Raw genomic sequence first — 23,798 nt, 5'->3', positions numbered from 1 at the left:
GGCCCTTCGCCCTCCCCAGCAGGCCCTTCGCCCTCCCCAGCAGGCCCTTCGCCCTCCCCAGCAGGCCCTTCGCCCTCCCCAGCAGGCCCTTCGCCCTCCCCAGCAGGCCCTTCGCCTCGCACAACTCGGCTTCAGGCGCCCCTCCCTCAGGGGCTCGGTCTCACGCCTCCCGAAGGGCCTTGGCCAGGGTGCCGTCGCCGGTCACGGTGATCCGCCCGTCCCGCACCGCGTCCGGCAGGGCCAGCTCGCCGCGGCTGATTGCGGTACCCGTGGCGGTGTCCAGGACGAGCCGCGCGTCGGGCTCCGTCGGCGCGGGTCCGTCCCCGAACACCGGCCCGTCCTCGGCGCCGACGTAAAGGTGGAAGTCCCCTTCGTCCAGCCGGACTTCGACCACCCCGTCCCCGGTGAGCGCCCGCAGCAGCGGCAGCGCGAACCAGTGCGCCCGGACGGCGTCGGTGGGCCGCCGCTCGCCCAGTTCGGCCTGCCCCCACTCCCCCAACGCCTGCAGCACGGGCAGCAACTCCCGTCCGCGTGCGCTGAGTTCGTACACGAAGGCCGCACCCGGCGGAGGGAGCCGCCGTCGCGTCGCGAGCCCGTCCCGCTCCATGTCCTTCAGCCGCGAGGCGAGTACGTCCGTGCTGACCCCCGGCAGGTCCGCGTGCAGGTCCGTGTAGCGGCGGGGCCCCGCGAGCAGTTCCCGGACGATCAGCAGGGTCCAGCGGTCACCGACGAGGTCGAGGGCGCGGGCGGCGGAGCAGTACTGGTCGTAGCTTCGGCGAGGTGGCATGCGACGCAGTCTAGACGTGTCGTTGGACTTTCCAAGCGCACACTTGGTAAAACCAAGTAACACCAGATACCGGAGGGGAAGCGGCGCATGGAGTTCCGGCAGTCGAACAAGCTCAGCGAGGTCTGCTACGAGATCCGCGGCCCGGTGATCGAACACGCCAACGCGCTGGAGGAGGCGGGCCACAGCGTGCTGCGCCTGAACACCGGCAACCCCGCCCTCTTCGGCTTCGAGGCGCCGGAGGAGATCCTCCAGGACATGATCCGGATGCTGCCGCAGGCGCACGGGTACACCGACTCGCGCGGCATCCTCTCCGCCCGCCGGGCGGTCGCCCAGCGTTACCAGAGCCTGGGCCTGGAGGTCGGCGTCGACGACGTGTTCCTCGGCAACGGCGTCTCGGAGCTGGTGTCGATGGCCGTCCAAGCGCTGGTGGAGGACGGCGACGAAATCCTCATCCCCGCGCCGGACTTCCCGCTCTGGACGGCGGTGACCACCCTCGCGGGCGGCAAGGCGGTCCACTACCTGTGCGACGAACAGGCCGACTGGTACCCGGACCTGGAGGACATGGCCTCGAAGATCACGGACCGCACGAAGGCCGTGGTCATCATCAACCCCAACAATCCGACGGGCGCGGTCTACCCGAAGGAGATCATCGAGGGCATTCTCGACCTGGCCCGTCGCCACGGCCTGATGGTCTTCGCCGACGAGATCTACGACCAGATCCTGTACGACGACGCCGTCCACCACTCGGCCGCCGCCCTCGCCCCCGACCTGGTCGTCCTCACCTTCTGCGGCCTCTCGAAGACCTACCGGGTGGCGGGCTTCCGCTCCGGCTGGCTCGTGGTCACCGGCCCGAAGCAGCACGCGAAGGACTACCTGGAGGGCCTGACCATGCTGGCCTCCATGCGCCTGTGCGCCAACGCGCCCGCCCAGTACGCCATCCAGGCGGCGCTCGGCGGCCGCCAGTCCATCCGCGACCTCACCACGCAGGGCGGCCGCCTCCACGAACAGCGCAACGTGGCCTGGGAGAAGCTCAACGAGATCCCGGGCGTGTCGTGTGTGAAGCCGAAGGGCGCGCTGTACGCGTTCCCGCGCATCGACCCCAAGGTGCACCCGATCCACGACGACGAGAAGTTCGTCCTCGACCTGCTGCTGCGCGAGAAGATCCAGGTGGTCCAGGGCACGGGCTTCAACTGGCCGACGACGGACCACTTCCGCATCCTCACCCTCCCCCACGCGGACGATCTGGAGGCGGCCATCGGACGGATCGGACGCTTCCTGAGCGGGTACCGGCAGTAGCGGCCTCCTAGTCTGTGGCTCATGAGTGATCTCCTGCTCGTCCGGCACGGCGAGACCGAGTGGTCGAAGTCCGGGCGGCACACCGGCTGGACGGACCTTCCCCTCACCGAGCGCGGGCGGGAGGAGGCGCGCCGGCTGGAGCCGCTGATCCGGTCCGAGCGGATCGGAGCCGCGTTCGTCAGCCCGCTGCATCGGGCGCGGGAGACCGCCGAGCTCATCGGGGTGCGCGACGCGCGCGTCGACGGTGACTTGCGGGAGTGGGACTACGGCGGCTACGAGGGTGTGACGACCCCCGAGATCCAGCGCACCCGGCCCGGCTGGTTCCTGTTCACGGACGGGGTCGCGCGGGGGCCCGCCGAGCACCCCGGCGAGACACCGGAGCAGGTCGGCGAGCGCGCCGACCGGGTGCTGGCCGAGGTGGACGCCGCGATGGCCGACGCCGACGGCGACGTCCTGCTGGTCGCGCACGGGCACTTCCTGCGGGTCCTCACGGCGCGGCGGCTCGGGCTGCCCCCGTCGCACGGGGCGCTGTTCCAGCTGGCCACCGGAACCCTGTGCCGCCTCGGCACGGAACACGAGCGGCCGGTGATCGCGGAGTGGAACACCCGGCCCACCGGATAGGAGGGGTTCCGGCGGTCGGACCCGGGGCGTTGTCAGAGTCGGGTCGTACTCTTCGAAGGGGCCCGCCGACAGGGCCGATCACCGGGGAGGAGCACGCCGTGACACGACCGCCGACCGCCGCGCAGCGGCGTGTCATCGACGCCGCCGACCCGGTCACCGGGCGGCTGCGGGGTACGGAGGCGCAGCTCGCTGCGCTGGTCAAGCGAGGTCTCGCCTTCCGGCATCCGCGGCCGCCGCACGACCACTTCCTGACACCGGCCGGGCATCGAATACGGGACCAGCTGCGGGAGGCGGTGCCGGAGCCCACCGGGGCGGGCGAGCACGCGGAGCCGGTCGAGACGCGGGCGGCCGACGGGGTCTTCGCGGCGCGCGTCGGCGGCGAGGAGGAGGCGTCCGGTTCCGGGCCGTCCCGGGTGCGCGAGGTGCACAGTGCCTGGCAGGGGCTGCTGGAGCTGCGCCGGATGACGAACCCGGACGGTGCCACGGACCGGCCGTGCGGCTGGGAGCGTACGCATCTGGTGCGGGCCGCCGCCCTCGCCCTGGAGGCGGCGGGGCACCGGCCGGCGGACGCCGACGCCGACGGGTACCGGGTGCGCGCGACCCCGCAGCCGGAGGCGGTCGCCGTGTACGCGCCGGAGGGCGAGGTGCTGCGAGCCTGTGCGGCCACGCTGGAGGCGGCGGGCTGGCAGGCCGGCGAGTACACGGAGCCGCGGACGAGGGCGCGTTATCTACTGGCCTCCCCGCGTCGCGTGTGAGCGGCGCGTGCCAGGATCGAGGGATCAGTGCGCCGTACACGAGAAGGGGAAGTAGTGAGCGAGCCGTATTCCGTCCGCGTGACCGTCCGGGGTTACGAGACCGACGTGCAGGGTCATCTCAACCAGGCGGTGTACCTCAACTACGCGGAGCACGCCCGCTGGTCGCTGCTGCAGGCCGCCGGGGTGACCCAGGCCCAGCTCAGGGGCCGGGGCGTGGGTCCGGTGGCGCTGGAGACGACGATCCGCTACCAGCGTGAGCTGCTCGCGGGCGACGAGGTCGACGTGACCTGCGCGTTCGAGTGGGGCACGGGCAAGACGTTCCGGATCGTGCAGACGATCCGCAAGACCGACGGCACGGTCGCGGCCGAGATCACCGGGGTCGGTGGCGTCATGGACCTCAAGGAGCGCAAGCTGGTCGCCGACCCGCGGGAGGTCTTCAAGGAGGTGGCGACCGACTTCTCCTTCTTCGGCCTGTGACGGCGGCCGACGGCCCGCGACCGGGTGCCTGACCGGAGGCGGGGCGGCCGGTACCCCCGTTTCCGCCGCCCCACCCGGTCCGTCAGGTCCGGTCGAACGCCGCCCTGTGGTCCCGCGCCCACTCCCGGTACGTGCGGGCGGGCCTGCCCAGCACCTCCGGTACGTCGTCGGTGACGACCGCGTTGCCGCCTCGGCGGACGAAGGCGGTGCCGGCCAGGATGCCCGCCGCCTGCGCGTCGTCGAAGCCCCAGGCCGTGCGCAGGTGTTCCCGTGTCTCGTCCGGGGTGAGGTCCCGCGTGGCGACCGGGCGGCCGAGCACCGCGGCGAGCGCGGCGGCCTGCTCGGGGACGCTGATAGCCTCCGGCCCGGTCAGGGTGTACGTCCGCCCCGCGTGCCCGCTCTCGACGAGGACCCGCGCCGCGACCTCCGACAGGTCACGGGGGTCGATCACGCCTGATGCCCCGTCACCGGTCATGTTCGGCACCGGCTCGCCGGCCCGGACGTCCGGCGCCCAGCTCAGCGTGTTGGTGGCGAAGGAGGAGGGCCGCAGGATCGTCCACTCGCTGCCGCTGTCCCGCACGGCCCGCTCGCCGGCCACGTGCCAGGTGCCGGAGGGGCCGACGTCGGGGTCACCGGTGCCGATCGCGGAGAGCTTCACCAGCCGGCCGACGCCCGCCCGACGCGCCGCCGCGACCAGCACCTCGTCGTGCCGCGCGCCCGGACCGGGGGCGCCGAGCAGGAACGCGGCCGTCACTCCGGCCGTCGCGTCCCGGACGGAATCCGCATCGAGGTAGTCGCCGCGCACCACCTCCACTCCGGAGGGCATCCGGGCCTTCGCCGGGTCACGGGTCAGGGCGCGCACCTTCTCACCGCGCGCCGCGAGCTGTCGTACGAGTTCACTGCCGATGGTGCCGGTGGCACCGGTTACGAGGATCATGCTCTCCACGGTGAGCCGGGCCGTGCCCCCGCCTCTTGGAAATTCCGGCACGGTTGGCCGGCCCCGCGGGCCGTGCGGCTCGCTTACGGTGGAGAGGTGACCAACGCCCGTGCCGAGCAGGCCCTGCCGATGTCCGAGGCCCTGCGTCCCTGGATCACCGGGATCACGTCCGTGTCCGTCACCGGGCCGCCCGCGCAGGCGTTCGTCCATCTCCCCGACCCGGTCACGAAGATCGTCGTACGGGTGGGGGCGAGGGGCCACCGCGACGTCCTCGCCGTCGGTCCCCGGGTGCGGGCCTCCTATCACGACGGCGCGTTCCCCGCCTCCTGCCTGGAGCTGCAACTCACGCCGGGCACGGCCCGGCCCCTGCTGGGCGTCCCGGCGGCCGAACTGGTCGGCAGGGTCGTGCCGCTCGGTGCCCTGCCGAGCGGCACGGCGCGCCGGCTGGACCGCGAGCTGCGCCGGCTGGCCCCGGAGGAGACGGCGGCACACCTCGCGGACGTACTGCCCGAACGGCTGGCCGCCGCGGCGGACCGCGGCCGCACCGAGCTGGTACGGGCCGGGGTCGACGCGATGTCGGTGCGGCCCGGTCGCGTACCGGGGCCGGTCGGTGAGGTCGCCCGTGAACTCGCGGTCAGCGAGCGGCAGTTGCGGAACCTCTTCACGGAGGGCGTGGGCCTGTCCCCCAAGCACTACGCCCGCATCAACCGCGTACGCACGGTGCTCACGCACGCCACCAGCGCTCCCTGGGCCGAACTCGCCGCCACCACCGGCTACTACGACCAGTCACACATGACGTCGGACTTCCGGGCCCTGATGGGTGTCCCGCCCCGCTCGTACTTCACCGGCCGGCTGCCCTCGTCCACCCCCTGCCAGGCGGGTTCCCGCCCCTGAATCCCGGATGCGGTGGACACCTTCCACCTGCGATGCTGCGGTCCATGCCGGTACCACCGTCCGCACGCCGCGTGAAACCCAGCCGCTACATCTCCGTCGACATCGAGGCGGACGGCCCGATCCCGGGGTCGTACTCGATGCTGAGCCTGGGCGCGGCCGTCGCCGGGACGCAGGACGCCGACGGGTTCACCGCCGCCGATCCGGAGCGGCTGACGTTCTACCGCGAACTACGGCCCATCAGCGAGGAGTTCGTCCCGGAGGCGCTCGCCGTGAGCGGTCTCGACCGGGACCGGTTGCGGGCGGAGGGGGCCGAACCGGGCGTGGCGCTGGCCGAGTTCACCGACTGGGTCCGCGAGGTGAGCGCGGGCGCCCAACCGGTGATGTGCGGCTATCCGGCGTCGTACGACTGGACGTTCCTGTACTGGTACCTGATCCGCTTCACGGGGGCGAGTCCGTTCGGGCACTCGGGGTGCCTGGACATGAAGACGCTCTACGCGACCAAGGCCGGGCTGCCGTTGCGGGCCGTGGCCAAGGGGACGATGCCCCGGCACCTGCTCTCGAAGCGCCGGCACACCCACCACGCGCTGGACGACGCGATCGAGCAGGCCGAGTTGTTCGCGAACCTCATGAGGTGGCCGGGTCGTCCCGCACCGGGACCGGTACCTGATTGAAGCCGTAGTAGAGGGCTATGAGGCCGTGGGCGGCCAGGGTGAGGGGGGCCGAGACGAAGGCCAGGCCCACCGTCACCGGGTAGGCCAGGGAACCCAGCGCGAAGCGGACGCGGGTCGCCCTGGCCGCCGGGATGTCGACGCGGGCGTCGAAGAGGTGACCGGTGCGGGTGAGGTGCCACCACAGGGCCTGGAAGGTGAAGGCCATCGCGACCATCACCAGGCTGTACACGGCCGCCGCCACGTGCGAGGCCGCTCCCTCGCGCAGATACTCCGCGAGCATCGCCGTGGGCCAGGGCACCGCGGCCACCACCATCAGGACCAGCAGGTTCAGGAACATCAGCGTACGGTCGACGCGGGCGACGTAACTGAACACCTGATGGTGGTTGACCCACATGATGCCGATCACCAGGAAGCTCACCACATAGGCGGCGTAGGACGGCCATTGGGCGCCCAACGCGTGCCAGAGACCTTGGTGTTCACCCACCTCGGGGACCTTGATCTCCAGGATGAGCAGGGTGATGGCGATGGCGAAGACACCGTCGCTGAAGGCCTCGACACGGCTGGACTCACTCGTCATGGCACACAGGGTGCACCATCGGCCACGATTTCCTCACCCGCCTCCATGGGGTGCGTCACGTCCCGGGCCTCGCGGCTGCCGGCGCCGAGGTGGTTGAAGACCAGGTTCAGCAGGACCGCCGCCACGCAGCCGGTCGAAATGCCGGAGTCGAGGACGATCTTCGCCGTCTCGGGGAAGGCGTGGTAGAACTCCGGCGCCGTGATGGGGATCAGGCCGACGGCCAGTGACACCGCGACGATCAGCACGTTGTTGTCCTTCTCCAGGCCGGCCCGGACGAGCGTCTGGATGCCGCTCGCGGCCACCGAGCCGAAGAGCACCACCCCGGCGCCGCCGAGCACCGGGCGGGGCACCACCGCGATCAGCGACGCCGCCATCGGGCACAGGCCCATCAGGACCAGGAAGCCGCCGCCGGTGGCCACGACGTACCGGCTGCGGATCCGTGTCATCGCGACCAGGCCGATGTTCTGCGCGAAGGCGCTGCACATGAAGCCGTTGAAGAGGGGGCTGAGGGCGGAGCCGAGGGTGTCGGCGCGCAGGCCCGCCGCGATCGTCCGCTCGTCGGCCGGGCGCTTGACGATCTCGCCGAGGGCCAGCATGTCGGCCGTCGATTCGGTCATCGAGACCACCATCACCACGCACATCGACAGGATCGCCGCGAGCTGGAACTGCGGTGCGCCGAAGTGGAACGGTGTCGGGAAGCCGATCACGTCCGCGTCCGCCACCGGGCCGAAGTCCGTGACGCCGAACGGGATCGCCACCAGGGTGCCGACGACCAGGCCGAGCAGGACCGCGATCTGCTTGACGAAGCCGCGGGTGAAGCGGCGCAGGGCCAGGACGATGAGCAGGGTGATCCCGGCGAGGGTGAGATAGGTCGTCGAACCGTAGTCGTCCGCCGCGGGGTTGGGACCCTGGGCCCACCCGAAGGCCACCGGGAGCAGCGAGACGCCGATCAGAGTGATGACCGTGCCGGTGACGACCGGCGGGAAGAAGCGGACCGCCTTGCTGAAGAAGGGGGCCGCCAGGAAGCCGAGCAGGCCGGCGACGACGACCGCGCCGAAGATGACCGGCAGCGCGTCGGACTTGTCCTTCGCGGAGGCGACGATGGCGGTCATGGGGGCCACCCCGGCGAAGGTGACGCCGTTCACGAAGGGCAGCCGGGCGCCGATCTTCCAGATGCCGAGGGTCTGCAGGAAGGTGGCGAGGCCCGCGGTGAACAGGCAGGCGCCGGTGAGGAAGGTGAGTTCGGTGCCGGACAGGCCCACGGCCGCGCCGACGATCAGGGGTGGGGCGACGACGCCTGCGTACATGGCGGCCACGTGCTGCAGGCCGGTCGTGGCCATTTTGAGGGCGGGGAGTTTCTCGTCGACGGGGTGTATCCCGTCTGTCGTCTCGTCGACTCTCTCGTCAACTGGCTGAGCGGACACGGCGGCTCCTCCGGTCGGGTGACACGTCGGCTCCGACGTGGGTTTCAGGGAGGTGGTGCGCGGAATGGGGTACCTCCCTGCTCGAACGAAGCCGAGAGCTTGGGGGAGGGACCGGGGGTTTTTCACAGGTGCCGGACGGTGACCGTTCCGGGGCGCGCGCGTTCACGCGCGCCCCGGAGACGGCCGCCGTGGCCCCCGCTCGGGTCCACGGCCGCCGACCGGGAGCCGTCCCTCCCGGCCGGAGTCCTGTGCGACAGAATGCTGTCGGCTGCTCAGCTCTGGGCGGCGATCCGGGCCAGACGCTGGGCCTCGTCCCGTGTGGAGCGGGCGATGGCGTCCTCGTCGACGGTCAGCAGGCGCCCGTTCTCGACGATCTGACGGCCGTTGACGAAGGAGGCGGTGACCGGTGCCGCCGCGCCGAAGACCAGCGCGGTCACGGGGTCGGCGATGGAGGCGTGGGCGAGGGTGTCCAGCTTCCACAGCACCAGGTCGGCGAGCTTGCCCGGCTCCAGGGAGCCGGTCTCGGCGGCGCGGCCCAGGACCTGGGCGCCGCCGTGGGTGCCGAGGCGCAGCGCCTGGCGTGCGCCCAGGGCGGCCTCGCGGTGGGCGCCGAGGCGGTTGATGAGCAGGGCGTTGCGCAGCTCGGTGTGCAGCTCGCCGGACTCGTTGGAGGCGGTGCCGTCGACGCCGAGGCCGACCGGGACGCCGGCCGCCAGCATGTCGGGGACGCGGGCGATGCCGGCCGCCAGGCGGGCGTTGGAGGAGGGGCAGTGGGCGACGCCCGTCCTCGTACGGCCGAAGGCGGCGATGTCGGAGTCGTTCATGTGGACGCAGTGGGCCATCCACACGTCCTCACCGAGCCAGCCGGTGGACTCGAAGTAGTCGGTGGGGCCCATGCCGAACAGCTCGTGGCAGAACTTCTCCTCCTCGACCGTCTCCGAGCCGTGGGTGTGCAGCCGCACGCCGAGCCGGCGGGCCAGCTCCGCGCCCTGCCTGAGCAGTTCGGTGGACACGGAGAACGGCGAGCAGGGGGCGACGGCGACCTGGGTCATCGCGTCGAAGGAGGCGTCGTGGTGTTCCTTGACGGTCTGCTCGGTCGCGCTGAGCGCGCCCTGAAGCGTCTCGACGGCGAAGTCCGGCGGCAGCCCTCCGTCCTTCTCGCTGCGGTCCATGGAACCGCGGGCGAGGGTGAAGCGGACGCCGGTCTCACGGGCGGCGCGGATGATCGCGCCGGACAGGTCGCCGGAGCCCTGCGGGTAGACGTAGTGGTGGTCCATGGCGGTGGTGACGCCGCCGCGGGCCATCATCGCGAGCGAGCCCTGGGCCGCCGCGTAGACCATCGGCTCGTCGATGCGCGCCCAGGTGGGGTAGAGCGCGACGAGCCAGTTGAAGAGGTTGTGGTCGGTGGCCAGGCCCCGGGTGATCCACTGGTAGAAGTGGTGGTGGGTGTTGATCAGGCCCGGGGTGACCAGGTGCCCGGTGGCGTCGATGCGGCGTACGACGTTCTCCAGGCCCTCGGGGGCCTTGCCCGCGCCGAGCGCCTCGATGCGGTTGCCGGCGATGACGAGGTGTCCGCTCGCGTACTCGGTGTCGTTCGCGTCGACCGTCGCGATCGAACAGTTCTCGATGACGATGCGCTGGGCTGCTGCCATGATTCGTCCTTTTCGCTCAGTGGACTTTGGGGAGTGGGCACGGCAGGACCCTAGGAAGTTTGAGTGCCGTGGCCGGGGACCTTGAGCAGGCGCGTCGCCCGGCCACGGGTGCCGAAAGTGGGGGGGAGATCAGAGGTTGGTGAGGTCCACCGGGATCCTCGGCTCGCAGCCGTCCCGGATGACGGTCGCCTCGATCAGGCCGTAGGGGCGGTCGGCGGCGAAGTACACCGCACCGTCTTCGGTGGCATTCTTCAGCCCGAAAGGCGCCAGGTCGACCAGGAAGTGGTGCTTGTTCGGCAACGAGAAGCGGACCTCGTCGATTTCGCCGCGGTTGTTGATGATGCGGGCGCCCATCTGGTACAGCGTCTGCTGCAGCGAGAGGGAGTACGTCTCGGCGAAGGCCTGGAGCATGTGCTTCTTGGTCTGCTCGTAGGACTTCTCCCAGTGGGGCATCTTCTGCTCGTCGTCGGTCCAGTTGAACCGCCAGCGGCCGGAGACCTGAGTGGCCAGGATGCGGTCGTGCGCCTCCTGGAGGGTCGTGTACTTGTCCTTGACGTAGCCCCAGAACTCGGAGTTCGTCGAGTTCATCACGACCAGGTCCTTCAGGCCTGAGATGACCTCCCACGTCTCGCCGTCGTAGGTGATCTGGGTGAGGCGGGTCTCCTGGCCCTGGCGGACGAAGGAGTGCTTGACCTCGTCCGCGCCGATGAACTTGGAGTTGGCGTCGGAGGCCTCGATCCGCTCCCAGGCGTACTCCTCGATACGGATCCGGGCCGTCTTGATCGGCTCCTGCGAGGTGACGAAGTGCCGGGCGAGGTGGATGCCGAACTGCTCGGCGGACTCGATGCCGTACTCCTTGGCGAACGCGTACACCGTGTTCTTGGTGGTGTCGGTCGGCAGGACGTTGGCGTTGGAGCCGGAGTAGTGGACGTCGTCCATGTCGCCGCTCAGCGCCACGGAGACATTGAGGTCCTTGATGTGGTGGGTGGCGCCGTCCCGCGTGATCCTTACGACTCGGTTCTCGGCCTTGCCGTACTGGTTCTGACCCAGGATCACAGGGCGGGCGGGCCGGGAATTCTCAGTCATGTCTCTGCTAGCTCCCTCGGTAAACGGAGTAGCCGAACGGGTTGAGCAGCAGCGGTACGTGATAGTGCTCCCCGGGGTTCACGGCGAAGGTGATCGCCACCTCGGGGAAGAACACGGCACCGCTGTCCCGATTCGCGGGGGCGTCCTGCTGCGCATCGGCTTGCTTGTTCTCGGACTGCAAGAAGTACGCCTCGACGGCGAAGTCGAGCCGTACGTGTGTCGTCCCCTCCGGCAGGTCCGGAAGGTCCTTGCACCGGCCGTCGACGTCGGTCGCGGAGCCGCCGAGCGCCTGCCAGTCCGCTTCGCGCCCCGAGCGGGCGGAGAGTTGGACGGCGACGCCCCGGGCGGGGCGGCCGATCGAGGTGTCCAGGATGTGTGTGGACACGGAGGCGGTGGTGCTGCTGCTCATGGTCTCAGGCGTCCTCTTCGACGAGTCGGGCCAGTCGGATGCGATTGATCCTGCCCAGCTCGGTGCGGACGATCTCCCGCTCCTGCTCCGGCGCGTTGCCGATCCGCTCCTTGAGCGCGTCGCGCATCTGCTCGCCGGTTCTGCCGGTGGCGCAGATGAGGAAGACATGGCCGAACCTGTCCTGGTAGGCCAGGTTCAGTTCCAGCATCTCCGCCTTGAGCTCCTCGGAGGCGCCGGCCATGCCGCGCTGTTCGCGGGCCGAGGTGGGGTCGCCGGGCTTGGGGCGACCGATCGGCGGGTGGCCGGACATCGCCTGCTCAAGGTCCGCGGCGGTCAGGTCGGCCGTGGCGGAGTCACTGGCGGTGTAGAGCTCGTCGACGGTGGCGTAGGGACGGGCGGCCAGCAGCCGGCCGGCCCACGCCGTGGAGGCACACGCCTCGTGGAGGGCGGCCAGGGCCGCGGGCTCCTCCAGAACGTTGAACCGGGCCAGGCCCGGGGGCGTGGATGTCGAAGTCACGGGAGCCTCCGTGGCCGCGAACGGCCTTCGTGCTGAACGGGCTGCGGCTAGCTAACGCCCTCCGAAACACCACGTCAACACTTTGTTGAAAATTCGCGGTAACGAGAAGGAGCACCAAGAAACCGCCGTCCGGCACCCAGATCCGCGCACCCGCGGCCAGGGCTCCGATCAGGCCTGCTTGTCGCGGTTGAGGTAGTTGTAGACGGTGAAGCGGCTGACGCCGAGCGCGCCGGCCACGGTCTCCACGCCGTGCCGCACGGAGAAGGCGCCCCGCGCCTCCAGTATCCGCACGACCTCCTGCTTGGACTTGCGGTCCAGCTCGGCCAGCGGCTTGCCCCGCTTGCGCTCCATGGCGGCCAGGATGTGATCGAGGGAGTCCGCGAGCTGCGGCAGGCGTACGGCGACCACGTCGGCGCCCTCCCAGGAGAGCACGACGTCGTCGGGGCCGGCCTCGTCCGGCGGGAGGATCTCCCCGCCCATGGCGTCGACCAGCGGTTTCACCGCCGCGATGAAGGGTTCGTCCCCGGTTCCGGTCACTCGCCCTCCTCGATCACGTTGACCTGCAGGGAGATCCGGGTGGCCCCGGCCCGCAGGGTCTTGCGCAGCAGGGCGTCCACGGCGGTGAGCACGCTGTCGGCGCCACCCTCCGCCGTGTTGCCGAAGGGACCGACGTCCACCGCGTCCAGCTCGGCCGCCTCGATGACCTCCCGGGCCACCAGCGCGTGCGCCGGAGCCTCGTCAAGATCGAAGGGTTCCGTCGTGAACTCCACTCGCAATCGCACAGTACCCCCAAACAGCCTTCTGACCTGCACTCTTACCCCGACCGCTCATCGAGAGGGCACATCGGGGCACACCGAGGACACAGCGACCGGCTGCGCCGCAGTCGCGATCCACCGCAGGCCAATCAATTGCACGCGACGGAGCCCGTTCGCCCGCCACGAGGCGACCCTAGCCGACCAGGGCAACGGGACGCGGTGCGCGCGGATTCGAATCCGGCCGGGGCACTCCCTCCGGAGTCGTCACCGTGTCGGGGCATTCCCGTCCACAGCCGACGATGTCCACCCGGACGGTCTCCTCTCGGGCGGCACAGAGCTCCCGCGACAGCGACGTGTTGACAGGTCTGGTTAATCAGATTAGCTTTTAGCTATCACTATTAGCTAGCCTGGGGGATGTCATGACCGAGTACCTCGCCGTCGAAGGCGGCACGATCGCTTACGAGATGGCGGGGTCCGGCCCGCTGATCGTTCTCGCGCACGGCATGGGCGACAGCCGCGACGCATACCGCGCTGTGATCCCACGGCTGGTGGCGGCGGGCTATCGGGTCGCCGCGGTCGATCTGCGCGGCTGCGGCGAGTCCAGCGCCGACTGGTCGGCCTGGAGCCGCACTGCCATCGCCGGTGACCTGCTTGCCGTGGTCCGCCACCTGGGCGGCCCGGCCGTGCTCGTCGGCCACTCGATCTCCGGTGGCGCCGCCACCGTCGCCGCAGCGCAGGAGCCCTCGCTGATCACCGCGGTCGTCGAGCTGGCGCCGTTCACCCGCAAACAGTCGATCCGCCTCGCCGACCTACGGGTGAAACGCTTCCGGCGGGGCATGCTGCGGCTGCTCGGCACGGGCGTGTTCGGCAGCCTGCCGCTCTGGCGTTCGTACCTCGATGTGGCCTACCCCGGCGTGAAGCCGGCCGACTGGGCCGCGCGGCGCGGCCGCATCGACTCCCTGCTGCGCGAGCCGGGCCGGATGAAGGCCCTGCAGGGCATGGGCCGCAGCGCCCCGACCGACGCCGGCGCGCAGCTCGGCAAGGTCCGCTGCCCGGTCCTGGTCGTGATGGGCACGCTCGACCCCGACTGGGCCGACCCACGGGCCGAGGGTACGGCGATCGTCGAGGCCCTCCCGTCCGGCCTCGGGCGCCTCGAAATGATCGAGGGCGCTGGGCACTACCCACACGACCAGTTCCCCGACCAGGTGGTTGCGCTCATGCTCGCCTTCCACCGATCGGACGCCGAACGTGCCTAGGGTCGGTCTGAACCCGGCGGCCGTGGTCGCGGCCGGTGCCGCCCTCGCCGACGAGGTGGGCTTCGCCAACCTGACGATGGGGCTGTTGGCCGAGCAGGTGGGCGTGCGTACCCCGTCCCTGTACAAGCACGTGGGCGGCCAGGAAGACCTCAACCGGCGCATCGCGGCCCTGGCGTTGAACGAGGCCGCCGACGCCGTCGGCGGCGCGATCCAGGGGTACGCGGGCCGCGACGCCCTGGCGGCCGCGGCGCGCGCCTTCCGCGCCTTCGTCGTGGAGCACCCCGGGCGGTACGCCGCGACGATCGGCATGGAACCGTCCGGCCCGGACGATCCGCTGGCCATCGCTGGTCAGCGGCTGCTCGGCGCGTTCACGGCGGTCCTGCGCGGCTACGAGATCGCAGAGTCCGACCTGGACCACGCCCTGCGTATGCTGCGCAGCCTCTGGCACGGCTTCGCCACGTTGCAGGCGGCGGGCGGCTTCCAGTGGAGCGCCGACATCGACGAGAGCTTCGAGTGGCTGATCGCCTTCGCCGACCGGGGCCTGCGCGCTCTTTGAGAACGGTCCGTCGTCGACCGCCTGGACATCATCGGCGCCTTGGTCTGCCTCATCCACGGCCGTGATCACGTACGCCGTACGGGGCGGTCGTCAAGAAGCCCCGCGCTTTCCCTCGTCGTGCACTGAAGGGGCGAGGCGAACGACGCTGGAGCGCACGCCTCGCACGGACTTGGAGCGATCCGGCACTCCTGCGGCACGCCCTGTCCGTCACCACCGTCGACCGGCTGATCTTCTCGTCAGACGCGGAACGCGAGCAGTTCTCGTCGGCCGACGCCGCGTCCTCGTACGGCGTTCACTTCCAGGCAGTGTTCAAGGTTGCGCGACCCCGCGCACCGCGGCTTCGGTCAGCGTGGTCGCCGTCCGAACCGCGCTCGCGATGGCGACTTCGGGGGCCAGGCCGCACAAGTCGGTGAGGGTGAAGAGGGCTTCGGCGCTGACGACCACGGCGAGGTCCCGCTTCAGTTGGGCGAAGGCTTCCGGGTCCGTCGTCGCCAGCGTTTCGTCGAGGGGGGCGAGCGCGTGGTCGATCAGCCCGAATCGGATACCGGGCCGCTCCGTCGCCGCCGCGGGGCGGGCGATGGTGGCCGCGATCATGGCGCGCACCGCCCCCTGGCGCCGGAGTATGCCGCGGAGCAGGAACTCGCAGGCGAAGGCGACTCGTTCGGCGGGGTCGGTGGAGTCCGCGACCGGGGCGAGAGCCTCGGCGGGGGGCGGCCAGGCGCCGGCCAGGGCCTCGCTGATCAGCGACGGGAGGTCGGGAAAGTACCGGTAGGCGGTGGGCTCGGAGATCATCGCCGCGCGAGCGACCGCGGGCATGCTCACCTCGCCGCCCGCGGCGATGAGATTGCTCGCGGCTTCGACGATCGCAGCACGCGTACGCCTCTTCTGGTTGCTGCGGCCGGTGTCGATCGGCGTCGCCATCGGTGCGTCCCCTTTCCTCCCCGTCCCGTTCACAGCGACCTTATCACCGTGGACTCTCGTCGTGAGAGTTGACTTGCATGAAGAGGGTTGACCCTCTACTCTCCTTCCTGAGAGTTGACTCTCACGAAGGAGACTGCGATGACACACGCTTCCGTGGTCGGCCCGGACGACGGCGAGACGATCCACCTGGGACCGGCACAGATCCGCATCCTGGAGGACGGCAGCACCACCGGTCACCGGATCGGGATCGGCGAGATCACCCTCGCCCCGCACGCCGAAGGGCCGCCGCAACACCGCCACGCCCAGCACGACGAGGGCTTCTACGTCGTCTCCGGCACCGTGCACTTCACCGTCGGCGAGACGACGCACGTCGCGCCGGCAGGGACGCTCGCGATGATCCCGCCCGGCGCACCGCACACCTTCGCCAACCACGGCGACGAGCCCGCGGTGATGCTCAACACCTTCACGCCCGACCTGTACGTGCAGTACTTCCGCGATCTGCGGGACATGATCGCCGGCGGCCAGGAGCTGACTCCGGAGGCGACCGTCCAGGTGATGAGTCGCTACGCCACCGTTCCCGCCGCCGACTACGCGTAACGGCTCAGGCCGCCAACCACACACGCCAGTAACCGATTTGGAGCCTTCCATGACCAGCACCACACGCACCGTCACCCTCACCCACGACTCCGGCGACGTCGACCTCACCGTCCACGAGCAGGGTGAGGGGCATCCCTTCCTGCTCCTGCACGGCGGCGGCGGCCCACAGACCGTCGCCGGGTTCGCCGGGCTCCTCGCCGAGCAGCGACCGGCCCGGGTCGTCACCCCCGTCCACCCCGGTTTCGGCGGCACCGCCCGGCCCGACTGGCTGACCGACGTCCCCACCCTCGCCGAGATCTACGTACGGCTGCTGGACGAACTCGGCCTGACCGACGTCACCGTCGTCGGCAACTCCATAGGTGGCTGGACCGCCGCTGAAATCGCCCTGCTCCGCAGCGACCGGGTCAGCAGCGTCGTCCTCGTCAACGCCGTGGGCATCCACGTCCCCGGCCACCCGGTCGCCGACCCCTCCACGCTGACACCTGCCGAACTGTCCGCCCTGGCCTTCCACGACCCCGCGAAGTTCGCTGTGGACCCGAGCACGTTCTCCGAGGCGCAGCGCGCGGTCGCGGCCGCCAACCGGGCCACGCTGCAGGTCTATTCGGGCTCGAACACGATGGCCGACCCCACCCTGCGCGAGCGCCTCGCCAAGGTCACGCACCCGGTCCTCGTGGCGTGGGGCGAGAGCGACCAGGTCGTCGACACCGCGTACGGACTCGCGTGGACCGCCGCCGTTCCCGGTGCCCGGTTCGAACTCCTGCTCCGTACCGGTCACATGCCCCAGATCGAGACCCCCGATCAACTCCTGCCCGTCGTATGGGACTTCGCCGCCTCCCACGCCACCAACCGGCCCAACGGCTGAGCAGGCGAACCCACATGCCCGTCCCCCGACGTGGGCGGCGCGTGCCCGTCCTGGCCGTCTGCTGCCTGAGCGTGCTGCTGGTCAGTCTCGACGTCACCATCCTCAACGTCGCGCTGCCCTCGATGCAGCAGGACCTGGACTCCTCGGTCTCCGGTCTGCAGTGGACACTCGACGCCTACACCCTCGTACTGGCCTCACTGCTGACCCTGGCCGGTGCCACCGCCGACCGGGTAGGACGCCGACGGATCTTCCAGCTCGGTCTCGTGCTGTTCACCGCCGGGTCGGCCCTGTGCAGCCTGGCACCCACGACCGACTGGCTGGTGGCCTTCCGCATGGTGCAGGCGGCGGGCGGCAGCATGCTCACCCCCGTCGCCATGGCCATCCTCACCAACACGTTCACCGAGCCTCGCGAGCGCGCACGGGCCATCGGCATCTGGGGTGGGGTCGTCGGCCTCAGCATGGCGGCCGGACCGGTCCTCGGCGGCGTACTGGTGGAATCGGTGGGGTGGCGATCGGTGTTCTGGCTGAACGTGCCGATCGGGCTGGCCGCGCTCGCCCTTGCCGCGCTGTTCGTGCCGGAGTCCCGCGCGCCGCGGACCCGACGGGCGGACCCGGTGGGGCAACTCCTGCTGATCGTCCTGCTCGGCACACTGACGTACGCCGTCATCGAGGCACCCGGCGAGGGCTGGACCGCGCCGCCGATCGCGGCCTGCCTGATCGCCGCGGCGTGCGCACTCGCCGCCTTCGTACCGTACGAGAACCGGCGCGCCGAACCGCTGATCGAGCCGCGGCTGTTCCGCAGCGCGCCCTTCAGCGGAGCCACCGCGACAGCGGTCCTCGCCTTCGCCGCGCTCGGCGGCTTCCTGTTCGCCAACACCCTCTACCTGCAGAAGGAGTTGGGGCTGAGCGCAGTGGGCGCCGGGCTGCACCTGCTGCCGATGGCCGTACTGTCCCTGGCGTGCCCGCCGCTGTCCGGGCGGATCGTGGGCAGCCGCGGCCCACGGACTCCCCTGCTTCTCGCGGGGGCCGGCATCACCGCCAGCGGTGTAGTGGCCGTCGCCGCCACCCGCTCCGCCCACCCCTCGGACATCCTGCTGTACCTCACGTACACGCTGTTCGGCCTCGGGTTCGGCTTCGTCAACGCGCCGATCACCTACACAGCGGTGTCCGGCATGCCACGCGCCCAGGCCGGGGTCGCCGCCGCCATCGCCGCGACCAGCCGTCAGATCGGCTCCTCACTCGGTATCGCGGTGATCGGCGCCGCGGTCGCCACCGGGGCGCGCCCGGCCGCCTGGTGGATCATCGCCGGCTGCGGGGCGGCCATCCTCGTCCTCGGCACCGTCACATCCGGGCGCTGGGCCGCCGCCACCGCGGAACGCGTCGCCGCCGTCCCCACGGCCGACCCGGCATACGCCGGAGGAGAACGCCACGCTTCCGCTGCCGATTCCCTTGCCGGAACCCCGGGACGGCAGGCGCAGTCGCCGACAGGGAGAGCAACTGTGATCACCTGTGGAGCGCCGGCAGGCGGACCGGCCGCAGGGACCGGGGCTGTCTGCGCGGCTCGAATTCCGCTCGTACGGGACTTGAGCGCGTCGGCTCATCGCATTTCCTGAGGCGTACCATATCCGCGCTGGAGCGCGGCCTGAGTGTTGTCATCCTCCGTTGACCTTGCCGCAGTACGCCCTTAGCGTTTTCGACGCCACCCCGGCATTCAACGGCTTTCAGTTCAAAGGAGAACGCGCATGTCTCTCGACGACGACAAGCTTGAGCCCACCGAGGAAGAGAGCATCATCGCGGCCGCCGACGCGGAGATCGACGAGCTGTCGGAGACCAACGCCCGGCCGACTCTCATCTCGGAAATCAACATGGCGTGACGTTGCGTCCGGGGACGTTCCGGGGACGGCACCGCCGCCCCCGGAATTCCTCCGTTCAGCACCAATTCATGCAGCACCGATCCCAGAAGGAACGGCCGTGGGAACTGACCATCCACTGGCCCGCCTCATCGACGAGGCGGACCTGCCGGGCACGTATTGGAACAAGAAACACGGACTGTTCAAAAAGGCCTCCCCGGTCGAGGGCCTGATCGACGAGGCCGCCATTCTGGATCTGCTCGACAAGGGCCTTCTCCGCTGGCCCTATTTCATGCTTCTGAAAGAAGGACAGCAGCCGGAGATCTCGGCGTTCACGACGACACGGCAGGTGGCCGGCAGGCCCGTGCCGGGATTCGCCGACCCGGCGAAGATCCGCGCCCTCCTCGCGGCCGGCGCGACGATGAAGATGAGCCAGCTGGAGGACTGGCACGCCCCGCTGCGCGGCGTGCTGCGGCAGATCGAGGCGCGACTGCCGGCCGAAGTGAAGGCGTACGTCTTCTACACCCCGCGCGACAGCACGGGCATGCTCCCGCACCGCGACGGCTCCCACGTACTCGCCGTGCAGATCGCCGGCGCCAAGGAGTGGCGGATCTACCCCGAGGAGGGCCAGATCGACGCCCGCTCCGGCCTGGACGTGGACGTGGACAGCCACTCCCACTCCTTCGTCATGGAACCCGGCGACGTGCTGTACCTGCCGCACGGCATGCCGCACGTGGCCACCGCGCGCGGCGGCACCTCGCTGCACGTGACGTTCACGATCACCGAGCCTGCCCCGCGGGACCTGCTGGACTCCCTGCTGACGGGCCTCGCCGAGGACCTCGCGCGCGAGCCTCTGAGCAGTCCCGGTGCCGGGCTGGAGGAGGAGGCGGAGGCGGTGACCAAGGCCCTGTTGGACCAGGTGGGCTCGGTCGACGCCGGGCTCCTCGTCGAGCGGGCCGTGACCCGGATGCGGACCAGGAAGGCGTGACCCCCATGACCAGCACGCTCGACCCCGCGCCGGTGGGCCTGGCCGCGATCGTCGGCGACCCGGACGCCTTCCTCGCCGAGACCTGGGGCGTACGGCCCCGGTCCTACCGCCCCACCGCGCTGCCCGGCACGCCCTCGCCCGCCGAGCTGTGGGAGCAGTTCGACTGCGGCCTGTTCGTCTCCCCGTACTTCGCGGTGCTGCGCGACGGCAGGCCCGTACCGCTGGGCACGGTCACCGAGACCCGCGTCGTGCAGCAGCAGCCGCGGGTCGGCTACGCCGACGGGGCCGCCGTACGCGCGCACTTCGCCACGGGACACACCGTGCGGCTGAACCAGCCCGAGGACTGGCACCCGGGGATCGGGGAACTGGTCGGGGCGGTGCGCGAGGACCTGCGGGCGGCCGTGCGCGCCGCGCTGTTCCTCACCCCGGCCGACACCGTCGGCGCCCCGGCCCGCTCCCGCCGCGACCACGTGCTCGTGGTGCAACTGCACGGCCGTACCGGATGGGAGACCGGCGACGGGGGCGAGCGGGCCGACTTCGTCCTCGACCCCGGTGTCGCCCTCTACGTACCGGCCGACGTCGCGTACGCCGGGAGCGTGCGGGGCCGCGACTCGCTGCACCTGACGCTGTCGGTGAGCCGCCCGGGGCCGGGTGGGTTCGCCGCGGCCGCCGTCACCGGGTTCCTGGAGAGCGCCGCCGCGGACGCCGTCGCGGGCACCCACCACTACCTGTCGCCGGCCGACAAGGTCGCCTGGCTGCGCACCGAGTTGACCGCGTACCTGACCGCCCTGGACACCGGCGAGCTGGTGCGCCGGGCGGTCCGCGCCCATCAGGGCGCCGAGGGGGCATGAGCGCGACGATGGCGAGGGGGGACGAGGGGCCCGGCGCCGCCCTGCTGGCGGCGCTGCGGTCCGCGCCGCGGGTGCGGGTCGCGCACCGGCACGGATCCGGCCTGCTGGTGGAGGCCGACCTGGACCGCGCCCACCGGCCCACCCCGGTCCCCTTCGTGTTGCGCTACGCGGCACGGGCCGACGGCGGCCCGACGCTGCGGCACGGCTGCGAGGACCCCCACGTGCCCGCCGCCGAGGCCCGGGCGATGTACCGCTCGCTGGACGGCCACGGCGTCCCCGTGGAGCTGATGCTGCTGCCCGGCGAGGCGCACAGCATCCGCCGGCCGGACAACCTGACCACCTGGCTCCGCTGGATCCTGCGGGCCTGCCGCAGCGTGCTGGGCACCCCGTACCCGCCCGAGGAGGCGCTCACCCGATGACCACCGCCGCCCAGGCCGCCGTCACCAGTTTGCCGCGCGGCCACTGGTTCCCGGCCGCCACCGCCGCCCCGCCCACGGCCTGCGGCACCTCGCTGCGCACCCGGACCCTGGAGGAGACCGAGGCGCTGGCCCGTGCCTCCATGGAGCGCTGCGGCATCACCCGGATCGCCGACGTCACCGACCTCGACGTGCTCGGCATCCCCGTCTTCCACACCATGCGGCCCGCCGCCGCGCCCGGCCTGAACACGGTGACCAGCGGCAAGGGGGCCACCGCGCAGGCCGCCCGGGTCTCGGCGCTGATGGAAGCGATCGAGCGGACCTGGTGCGAGCCGCCCGCCCACGCGCCGGCCCGGCACACCTCGTACGCGCAACTGCGCCGGGAGGGCGTGCGGGTGCTCGACCCGCGGCGGCTGGTGCCGCGGCGCGGCCACGGCTGGACCGAGGAGGCGGGGCTGGGCTGGTGGCCGGTGCGCGAGCTGTACACCGACACCGAGGTCATGGTGCCGGCGCTGTCGGTGTTCGTGCCCTGGCCGCACGAGTGCGGCCTGTTCAACTCGAACACGATCGGACTCGCCGTCGGCAACAGTCCCCAGGAGGCGCTGCTGCACGGGCTGTTGGAGGCCATCGAGCAGGACTGCACGGCCTTCGGCGAGACCCTGCGGCGCGGCAGCCGGATCCGGCTCGACTCGCTGCCCGAGCTGCCCGCCGACCTCGTCGACCGGTTCCAGCGCAACGGCGTGCGCGTGCAGGTCTTCGCCTACGCCAACGCGGTGGGCGTGCCCACGGTGTTCGCGACCACCGACGACACGTACGCCGCGGACGGCATGCTGATCAACGGTGGCGCCGGCTGTCATCCCGATCCGCTCGTGGCCGTCACCCGCGCGCTGACCGAGGCGGCGCAGTCGCGGCTCGCGGTGATCAACGGCGCCCGGGAGGACCTCAACGGCCAGGCCTACCGCAGGCACGCCTCGTACCTGGCGATGCGCGAGATGCTGCACGCCTGGAGCGCGGACCGCGACGAGATCGACTTCTCGGGGCTGGCGAACACCAGCACCGGCAGCACGGCGGGCGACCTCGACCAGGTGCTGCACAACCTGCGCGAGGCCGGGCTGCCGCTGGTCTTCGCGACCGAACTCGCCCCGGACGACCTGCCGTTCTCGGTGACCAAGGTGATCGTCCCGGGCCTTGAGGTGTACCACCACGACCGGGCTCGACTGGGAGTACGTCTGCACCGGGAGATGGTGCGGGCAAAAATGGCGAAGGGCCTGGTATGAGCGGCTTCACGAGCACGACGGACAGCACGGGCACGACGGGCGGCACGGGCGTCGCCGCGGGCGCGGGCGGCACGGGCGCCGCGCGCGAGGAGGACACCGGCACCGAGCACGTCGTCGTCTTCGTGGGGCCGTCCCTGCGCCCCGCCGATCTGCGGGAGTTGGACGAACTCGCCGCGCGGCAGGGCCGGACGCTCGACCTGCGCCCGCCGGTGCGGCGGCTCGACCTGCTGGGGCTGCTCGACTCCCCCGGGCGGCGCACGGTGGTGATGCTGGACGGGGAGTTCGGGCAGAGTCTGGCGGTCAGCATCACCGAGGTCCGGGCCGTCCTGGCCGCCGGACAGCCGCTGGCCGGGGCGTCGTCGATGGGCGCGCTGCGCGCGGTGGAGTGCCGCACGCTGGGCATGACGGGCAGCGGCTGGGTGTACGAGCAGTACCTGTCGGGGGCGATCGAGTCCGACGGCGACGTGGCCCTGCTGTACGACCCCGAGGGCTACGAGCCGGTGACGATCCCGCTGGTCAACGTCCGCTGGCTGCTGGCGGCCCGGACCCGCGAGGGGCTGCTGACACCGGACCGGGCGGAGTCCGCGCTGCGGGTGGCGCACGCCCTGCACTTCCGTGACCGGCGTCCCTCCCTGCTGCTGAAGCGGTGGCGGGCGGAACTCGCGGACGCGTCGGTCGAGGTGCTGGAGCCCGAGCTGGCGGACGAGCGGCGGGACGTCTGGGACCGCAAGCGGCTGGACGGCCTCGCGGCCGTCCGGGCGGCGCTGGGGGCGGGCGCCGACGCGCGGGAGCTCATTCCTCGGTGAGGTGGCGTTCCCAGAAGATCTCGTCGTGCCAGACGCCGCCGAGCCGAATGTGCCGGTGCGCGATGCCCCAGGACGTGAACCCGTTGGCCCGCAGCACGGCGTGCGAGGCCAGGTTGTCGGTGCGGGTGTGCGCCTCGGCCCGGTGCAGGCCCAGTTCCTCGGCCATGACCCGTAGCGTGAGCGCCACCGCGCGGCGGGCGTGGCCGTGGCCCTGGTGCGGGCCGGCGATCCAGTAGCCGAGGAACCCCTTCTGCAGCGGGCCGCGCAGGATGGTGGCGACCGTGACCTGTCCGATCACCTCGGTGCCGGCCAGTACCACGCCCGGCCAGCCGGTTCCGTCGCGATGGCCCGCCAGCAGTGCCGCGATCCGCGTCGTCTGATGCGCCTCGGTGGCGAAACCGTCCGGGCGGGCGGGCTGCCAGCGGGCCAACTCCTCGGCGTCACGGTCCAGATGGGCGGCGAGCGCGGACGCGTCGGCCGGTTCGACCAGTCGTACGGAGGTGGGTGCGGAGGTCACGGGACGGTGCTCCTTGCCGGGGGTGGACCGATGCGCTGTGCGA

General features: G+C 71.4%; 29 protein-coding genes. 17 read left to right on the top strand and 12 right to left on the bottom strand.

Features of this window, described 5'->3' with window-relative positions:
- Positions 1-160: 160 nt before the first annotated feature.
- Entirely contained in the window at positions 161-787 is a 627-nt protein-coding gene (locus ACWGKT_RS36925; protein WP_453277079.1) for a winged helix-turn-helix transcriptional regulator, read from the bottom strand.
- An 87-nt stretch (positions 788-874) separates the two neighbouring features.
- On the opposite strand from ACWGKT_RS36925, the gene ACWGKT_RS36920 reads away from it, so the two are divergent.
- The 4 genes from ACWGKT_RS36920 (at position 875) to ACWGKT_RS36905 (ending at position 3,936) form a co-directional block, all read left to right on the top strand.
- A complete protein-coding gene (locus ACWGKT_RS36920; protein WP_453277078.1) occupies positions 875-2,083 on the top strand; it encodes a pyridoxal phosphate-dependent aminotransferase in 1,209 nt (402 codons plus the stop codon).
- A 21-nt stretch (positions 2,084-2,104) separates the two neighbouring features.
- Positions 2,105-2,704, top strand: a complete 600-nt coding sequence (locus ACWGKT_RS36915) for a histidine phosphatase family protein (protein ID WP_356150271.1) — start codon at positions 2,105-2,107, stop codon at positions 2,702-2,704.
- A gap of 98 nt (positions 2,705-2,802) precedes the next feature.
- A complete protein-coding gene (locus tag ACWGKT_RS36910; protein ID WP_453277077.1) occupies positions 2,803-3,459 on the top strand; it encodes a hypothetical protein in 657 nt (218 codons plus the stop codon).
- A 54-nt stretch (positions 3,460-3,513) separates the two neighbouring features.
- Positions 3,514-3,936 carry an acyl-CoA thioesterase gene (locus ACWGKT_RS36905; protein ID WP_453277076.1) on the top strand — a complete coding sequence of 141 codons (423 nt, stop codon included), beginning with the start codon at positions 3,514-3,516 and terminating at the stop codon, positions 3,934-3,936.
- An 82-nt stretch (positions 3,937-4,018) separates the two neighbouring features.
- Here ACWGKT_RS36905 and ACWGKT_RS36900 read toward each other — a convergent pair whose 3' ends face one another.
- Entirely contained in the window at positions 4,019-4,873 is an 855-nt protein-coding gene (locus ACWGKT_RS36900) for an SDR family oxidoreductase (RefSeq protein ID WP_453277075.1), read from the bottom strand.
- A gap of 96 nt (positions 4,874-4,969) precedes the next feature.
- On the opposite strand from ACWGKT_RS36900, the gene ACWGKT_RS36895 reads away from it, so the two are divergent.
- Positions 4,970-5,767 carry a helix-turn-helix domain-containing protein gene (locus ACWGKT_RS36895; RefSeq protein WP_453277074.1) on the top strand — a complete coding sequence of 266 codons (798 nt, stop codon included), beginning with the start codon at positions 4,970-4,972 and terminating at the stop codon, positions 5,765-5,767.
- Positions 5,768-5,811: 44 nt separating this feature from the next.
- A complete protein-coding gene (locus ACWGKT_RS36890; RefSeq protein WP_453277073.1) occupies positions 5,812-6,438 on the top strand; it encodes a 3'-5' exonuclease in 627 nt (208 codons plus the stop codon).
- On the opposite strand, the gene ACWGKT_RS36885 is transcribed toward ACWGKT_RS36890, so the two are convergent.
- The 8 genes from ACWGKT_RS36885 to ACWGKT_RS36850 form a co-directional block, all read right to left on the bottom strand.
- Positions 6,392-7,015, bottom strand: a complete 624-nt coding sequence (locus ACWGKT_RS36885) for a TMEM175 family protein (protein WP_453277072.1) — start codon at positions 7,013-7,015, stop codon at positions 6,392-6,394. The two genes, ACWGKT_RS36890 and ACWGKT_RS36885, sit on opposite strands and share 47 nt — an antisense overlap.
- Positions 7,012-8,355 carry a nucleobase:cation symporter-2 family protein gene (locus ACWGKT_RS36880; RefSeq protein WP_453277081.1) on the bottom strand — a complete coding sequence of 448 codons (1,344 nt, stop codon included), beginning with the start codon at positions 8,353-8,355 and terminating at the stop codon, positions 7,012-7,014. The genes ACWGKT_RS36885 and ACWGKT_RS36880 overlap by 4 nt, the downstream gene beginning before the upstream one ends.
- Before the next feature lie 356 nt (positions 8,356-8,711).
- Positions 8,712-10,091: an 8-oxoguanine deaminase gene (locus ACWGKT_RS36875; protein ID WP_453277071.1), complete on the bottom strand. Its 1,380-nt coding sequence runs from the start codon at positions 10,089-10,091 to the stop codon at positions 8,712-8,714.
- 129 nt (positions 10,092-10,220) lie between these two features.
- Complete coding sequence (gene pucL, locus ACWGKT_RS36870; protein WP_453277070.1) at positions 10,221-11,177, bottom strand: factor-independent urate hydroxylase; 957 nt, start codon at positions 11,175-11,177, stop codon at positions 10,221-10,223.
- 7 nt (positions 11,178-11,184) lie between these two features.
- Entirely contained in the window at positions 11,185-11,586 is a 402-nt protein-coding gene (uraH, locus tag ACWGKT_RS36865; protein ID WP_356150253.1) for a hydroxyisourate hydrolase, read from the bottom strand.
- A 4-nt stretch (positions 11,587-11,590) separates the two neighbouring features.
- Complete coding sequence (uraD, locus tag ACWGKT_RS36860) at positions 11,591-12,103, bottom strand: 2-oxo-4-hydroxy-4-carboxy-5-ureidoimidazoline decarboxylase (RefSeq protein WP_453277069.1); 513 nt, start codon at positions 12,101-12,103, stop codon at positions 11,591-11,593.
- A gap of 168 nt (positions 12,104-12,271) precedes the next feature.
- On the bottom strand, positions 12,272-12,640 hold the full coding sequence (locus tag ACWGKT_RS36855; RefSeq protein ID WP_235456038.1) for a helix-turn-helix domain-containing protein: 369 nt from the start codon (positions 12,638-12,640) through the stop codon (positions 12,272-12,274).
- A complete protein-coding gene (locus ACWGKT_RS36850; protein WP_235456040.1) occupies positions 12,637-12,885 on the bottom strand; it encodes a thiamine-binding protein in 249 nt (82 codons plus the stop codon). The genes ACWGKT_RS36855 and ACWGKT_RS36850 overlap by 4 nt, the downstream gene beginning before the upstream one ends.
- A gap of 392 nt (positions 12,886-13,277) precedes the next feature.
- Between ACWGKT_RS36850 and ACWGKT_RS36845 the strand changes: the two genes are divergently transcribed.
- Together ACWGKT_RS36845 and ACWGKT_RS36840 are read left to right on the top strand one after the other, a co-directional pair.
- Positions 13,278-14,114 carry an alpha/beta fold hydrolase gene (locus ACWGKT_RS36845; protein WP_453277068.1) on the top strand — a complete coding sequence of 279 codons (837 nt, stop codon included), beginning with the start codon at positions 13,278-13,280 and terminating at the stop codon, positions 14,112-14,114.
- A gap of 22 nt (positions 14,115-14,136) precedes the next feature.
- Positions 14,137-14,670, top strand: coding sequence for a TetR/AcrR family transcriptional regulator (locus ACWGKT_RS36840; RefSeq protein WP_356150347.1), 534 nt, complete (start codon positions 14,137-14,139; stop codon positions 14,668-14,670).
- 309 nt (positions 14,671-14,979) lie between these two features.
- Here ACWGKT_RS36840 and ACWGKT_RS36835 read toward each other — a convergent pair whose 3' ends face one another.
- The gene (locus tag ACWGKT_RS36835; RefSeq protein WP_356150244.1) at positions 14,980-15,591 is read right to left on the bottom strand and encodes a TetR/AcrR family transcriptional regulator; all 612 of its coding nucleotides are present in this window, start codon (positions 15,589-15,591) and stop codon (positions 14,980-14,982) included.
- 138 nt (positions 15,592-15,729) lie between these two features.
- On the opposite strand from ACWGKT_RS36835, the gene ACWGKT_RS36830 reads away from it, so the two are divergent.
- From ACWGKT_RS36830 to ACWGKT_RS36790, 9 genes are all read left to right on the top strand, one after another.
- A complete protein-coding gene (locus ACWGKT_RS36830) occupies positions 15,730-16,188 on the top strand; it encodes a cupin domain-containing protein (protein WP_356150242.1) in 459 nt (152 codons plus the stop codon).
- A 49-nt stretch (positions 16,189-16,237) separates the two neighbouring features.
- Positions 16,238-17,050, top strand: coding sequence for an alpha/beta fold hydrolase (locus ACWGKT_RS36825; RefSeq protein ID WP_453277067.1), 813 nt, complete (start codon positions 16,238-16,240; stop codon positions 17,048-17,050).
- A gap of 14 nt (positions 17,051-17,064) precedes the next feature.
- Complete coding sequence (locus tag ACWGKT_RS36820; RefSeq protein ID WP_453277066.1) at positions 17,065-18,663, top strand: MFS transporter; 1,599 nt, start codon at positions 17,065-17,067, stop codon at positions 18,661-18,663.
- Positions 18,664-18,792: 129 nt separating this feature from the next.
- Positions 18,793-18,924 (top strand): hypothetical protein, encoded by a 132-nt coding sequence (locus ACWGKT_RS36815; protein WP_268834890.1) that lies wholly within the window; start codon positions 18,793-18,795, stop codon positions 18,922-18,924.
- Between the two features lie 97 nt (positions 18,925-19,021).
- Complete coding sequence (locus ACWGKT_RS36810) at positions 19,022-19,888, top strand: JmjC domain-containing protein (protein WP_453277065.1); 867 nt, start codon at positions 19,022-19,024, stop codon at positions 19,886-19,888.
- 5 nt (positions 19,889-19,893) lie between these two features.
- Entirely contained in the window at positions 19,894-20,739 is an 846-nt protein-coding gene (locus ACWGKT_RS36805; RefSeq protein WP_453277064.1) for a hypothetical protein, read from the top strand.
- Positions 20,736-21,158, top strand: a complete 423-nt coding sequence (locus ACWGKT_RS36800; protein ID WP_453277063.1) for an alpha/beta hydrolase family protein — start codon at positions 20,736-20,738, stop codon at positions 21,156-21,158. Before ACWGKT_RS36805 ends, ACWGKT_RS36800 begins: the two co-directional genes overlap by 4 nt.
- On the top strand, positions 21,155-22,432 hold the full coding sequence (locus tag ACWGKT_RS36795) for a YcaO-like family protein (protein WP_453277062.1): 1,278 nt from the start codon (positions 21,155-21,157) through the stop codon (positions 22,430-22,432). The genes ACWGKT_RS36800 and ACWGKT_RS36795 overlap by 4 nt, the downstream gene beginning before the upstream one ends.
- Positions 22,429-23,238, top strand: a complete 810-nt coding sequence (locus ACWGKT_RS36790) for a TfuA-like protein (protein ID WP_453277061.1) — start codon at positions 22,429-22,431, stop codon at positions 23,236-23,238. Before ACWGKT_RS36795 ends, ACWGKT_RS36790 begins: the two co-directional genes overlap by 4 nt.
- Here the strand turns inward: ACWGKT_RS36790 and ACWGKT_RS36785 are convergent.
- Complete coding sequence (locus ACWGKT_RS36785; protein ID WP_453277060.1) at positions 23,225-23,755, bottom strand: GNAT family N-acetyltransferase; 531 nt, start codon at positions 23,753-23,755, stop codon at positions 23,225-23,227. The genes ACWGKT_RS36790 and ACWGKT_RS36785 overlap by 14 nt on opposite strands.
- Positions 23,756-23,798: the final 43 nt, after the last annotated feature.

The organism is Streptomyces sp. NPDC054794 (assembly GCF_053611585.1).
The sequence above is the reverse complement of the archived record's forward strand: the minus strand, read 5'-3'. Positions and strand labels throughout refer to the sequence as shown.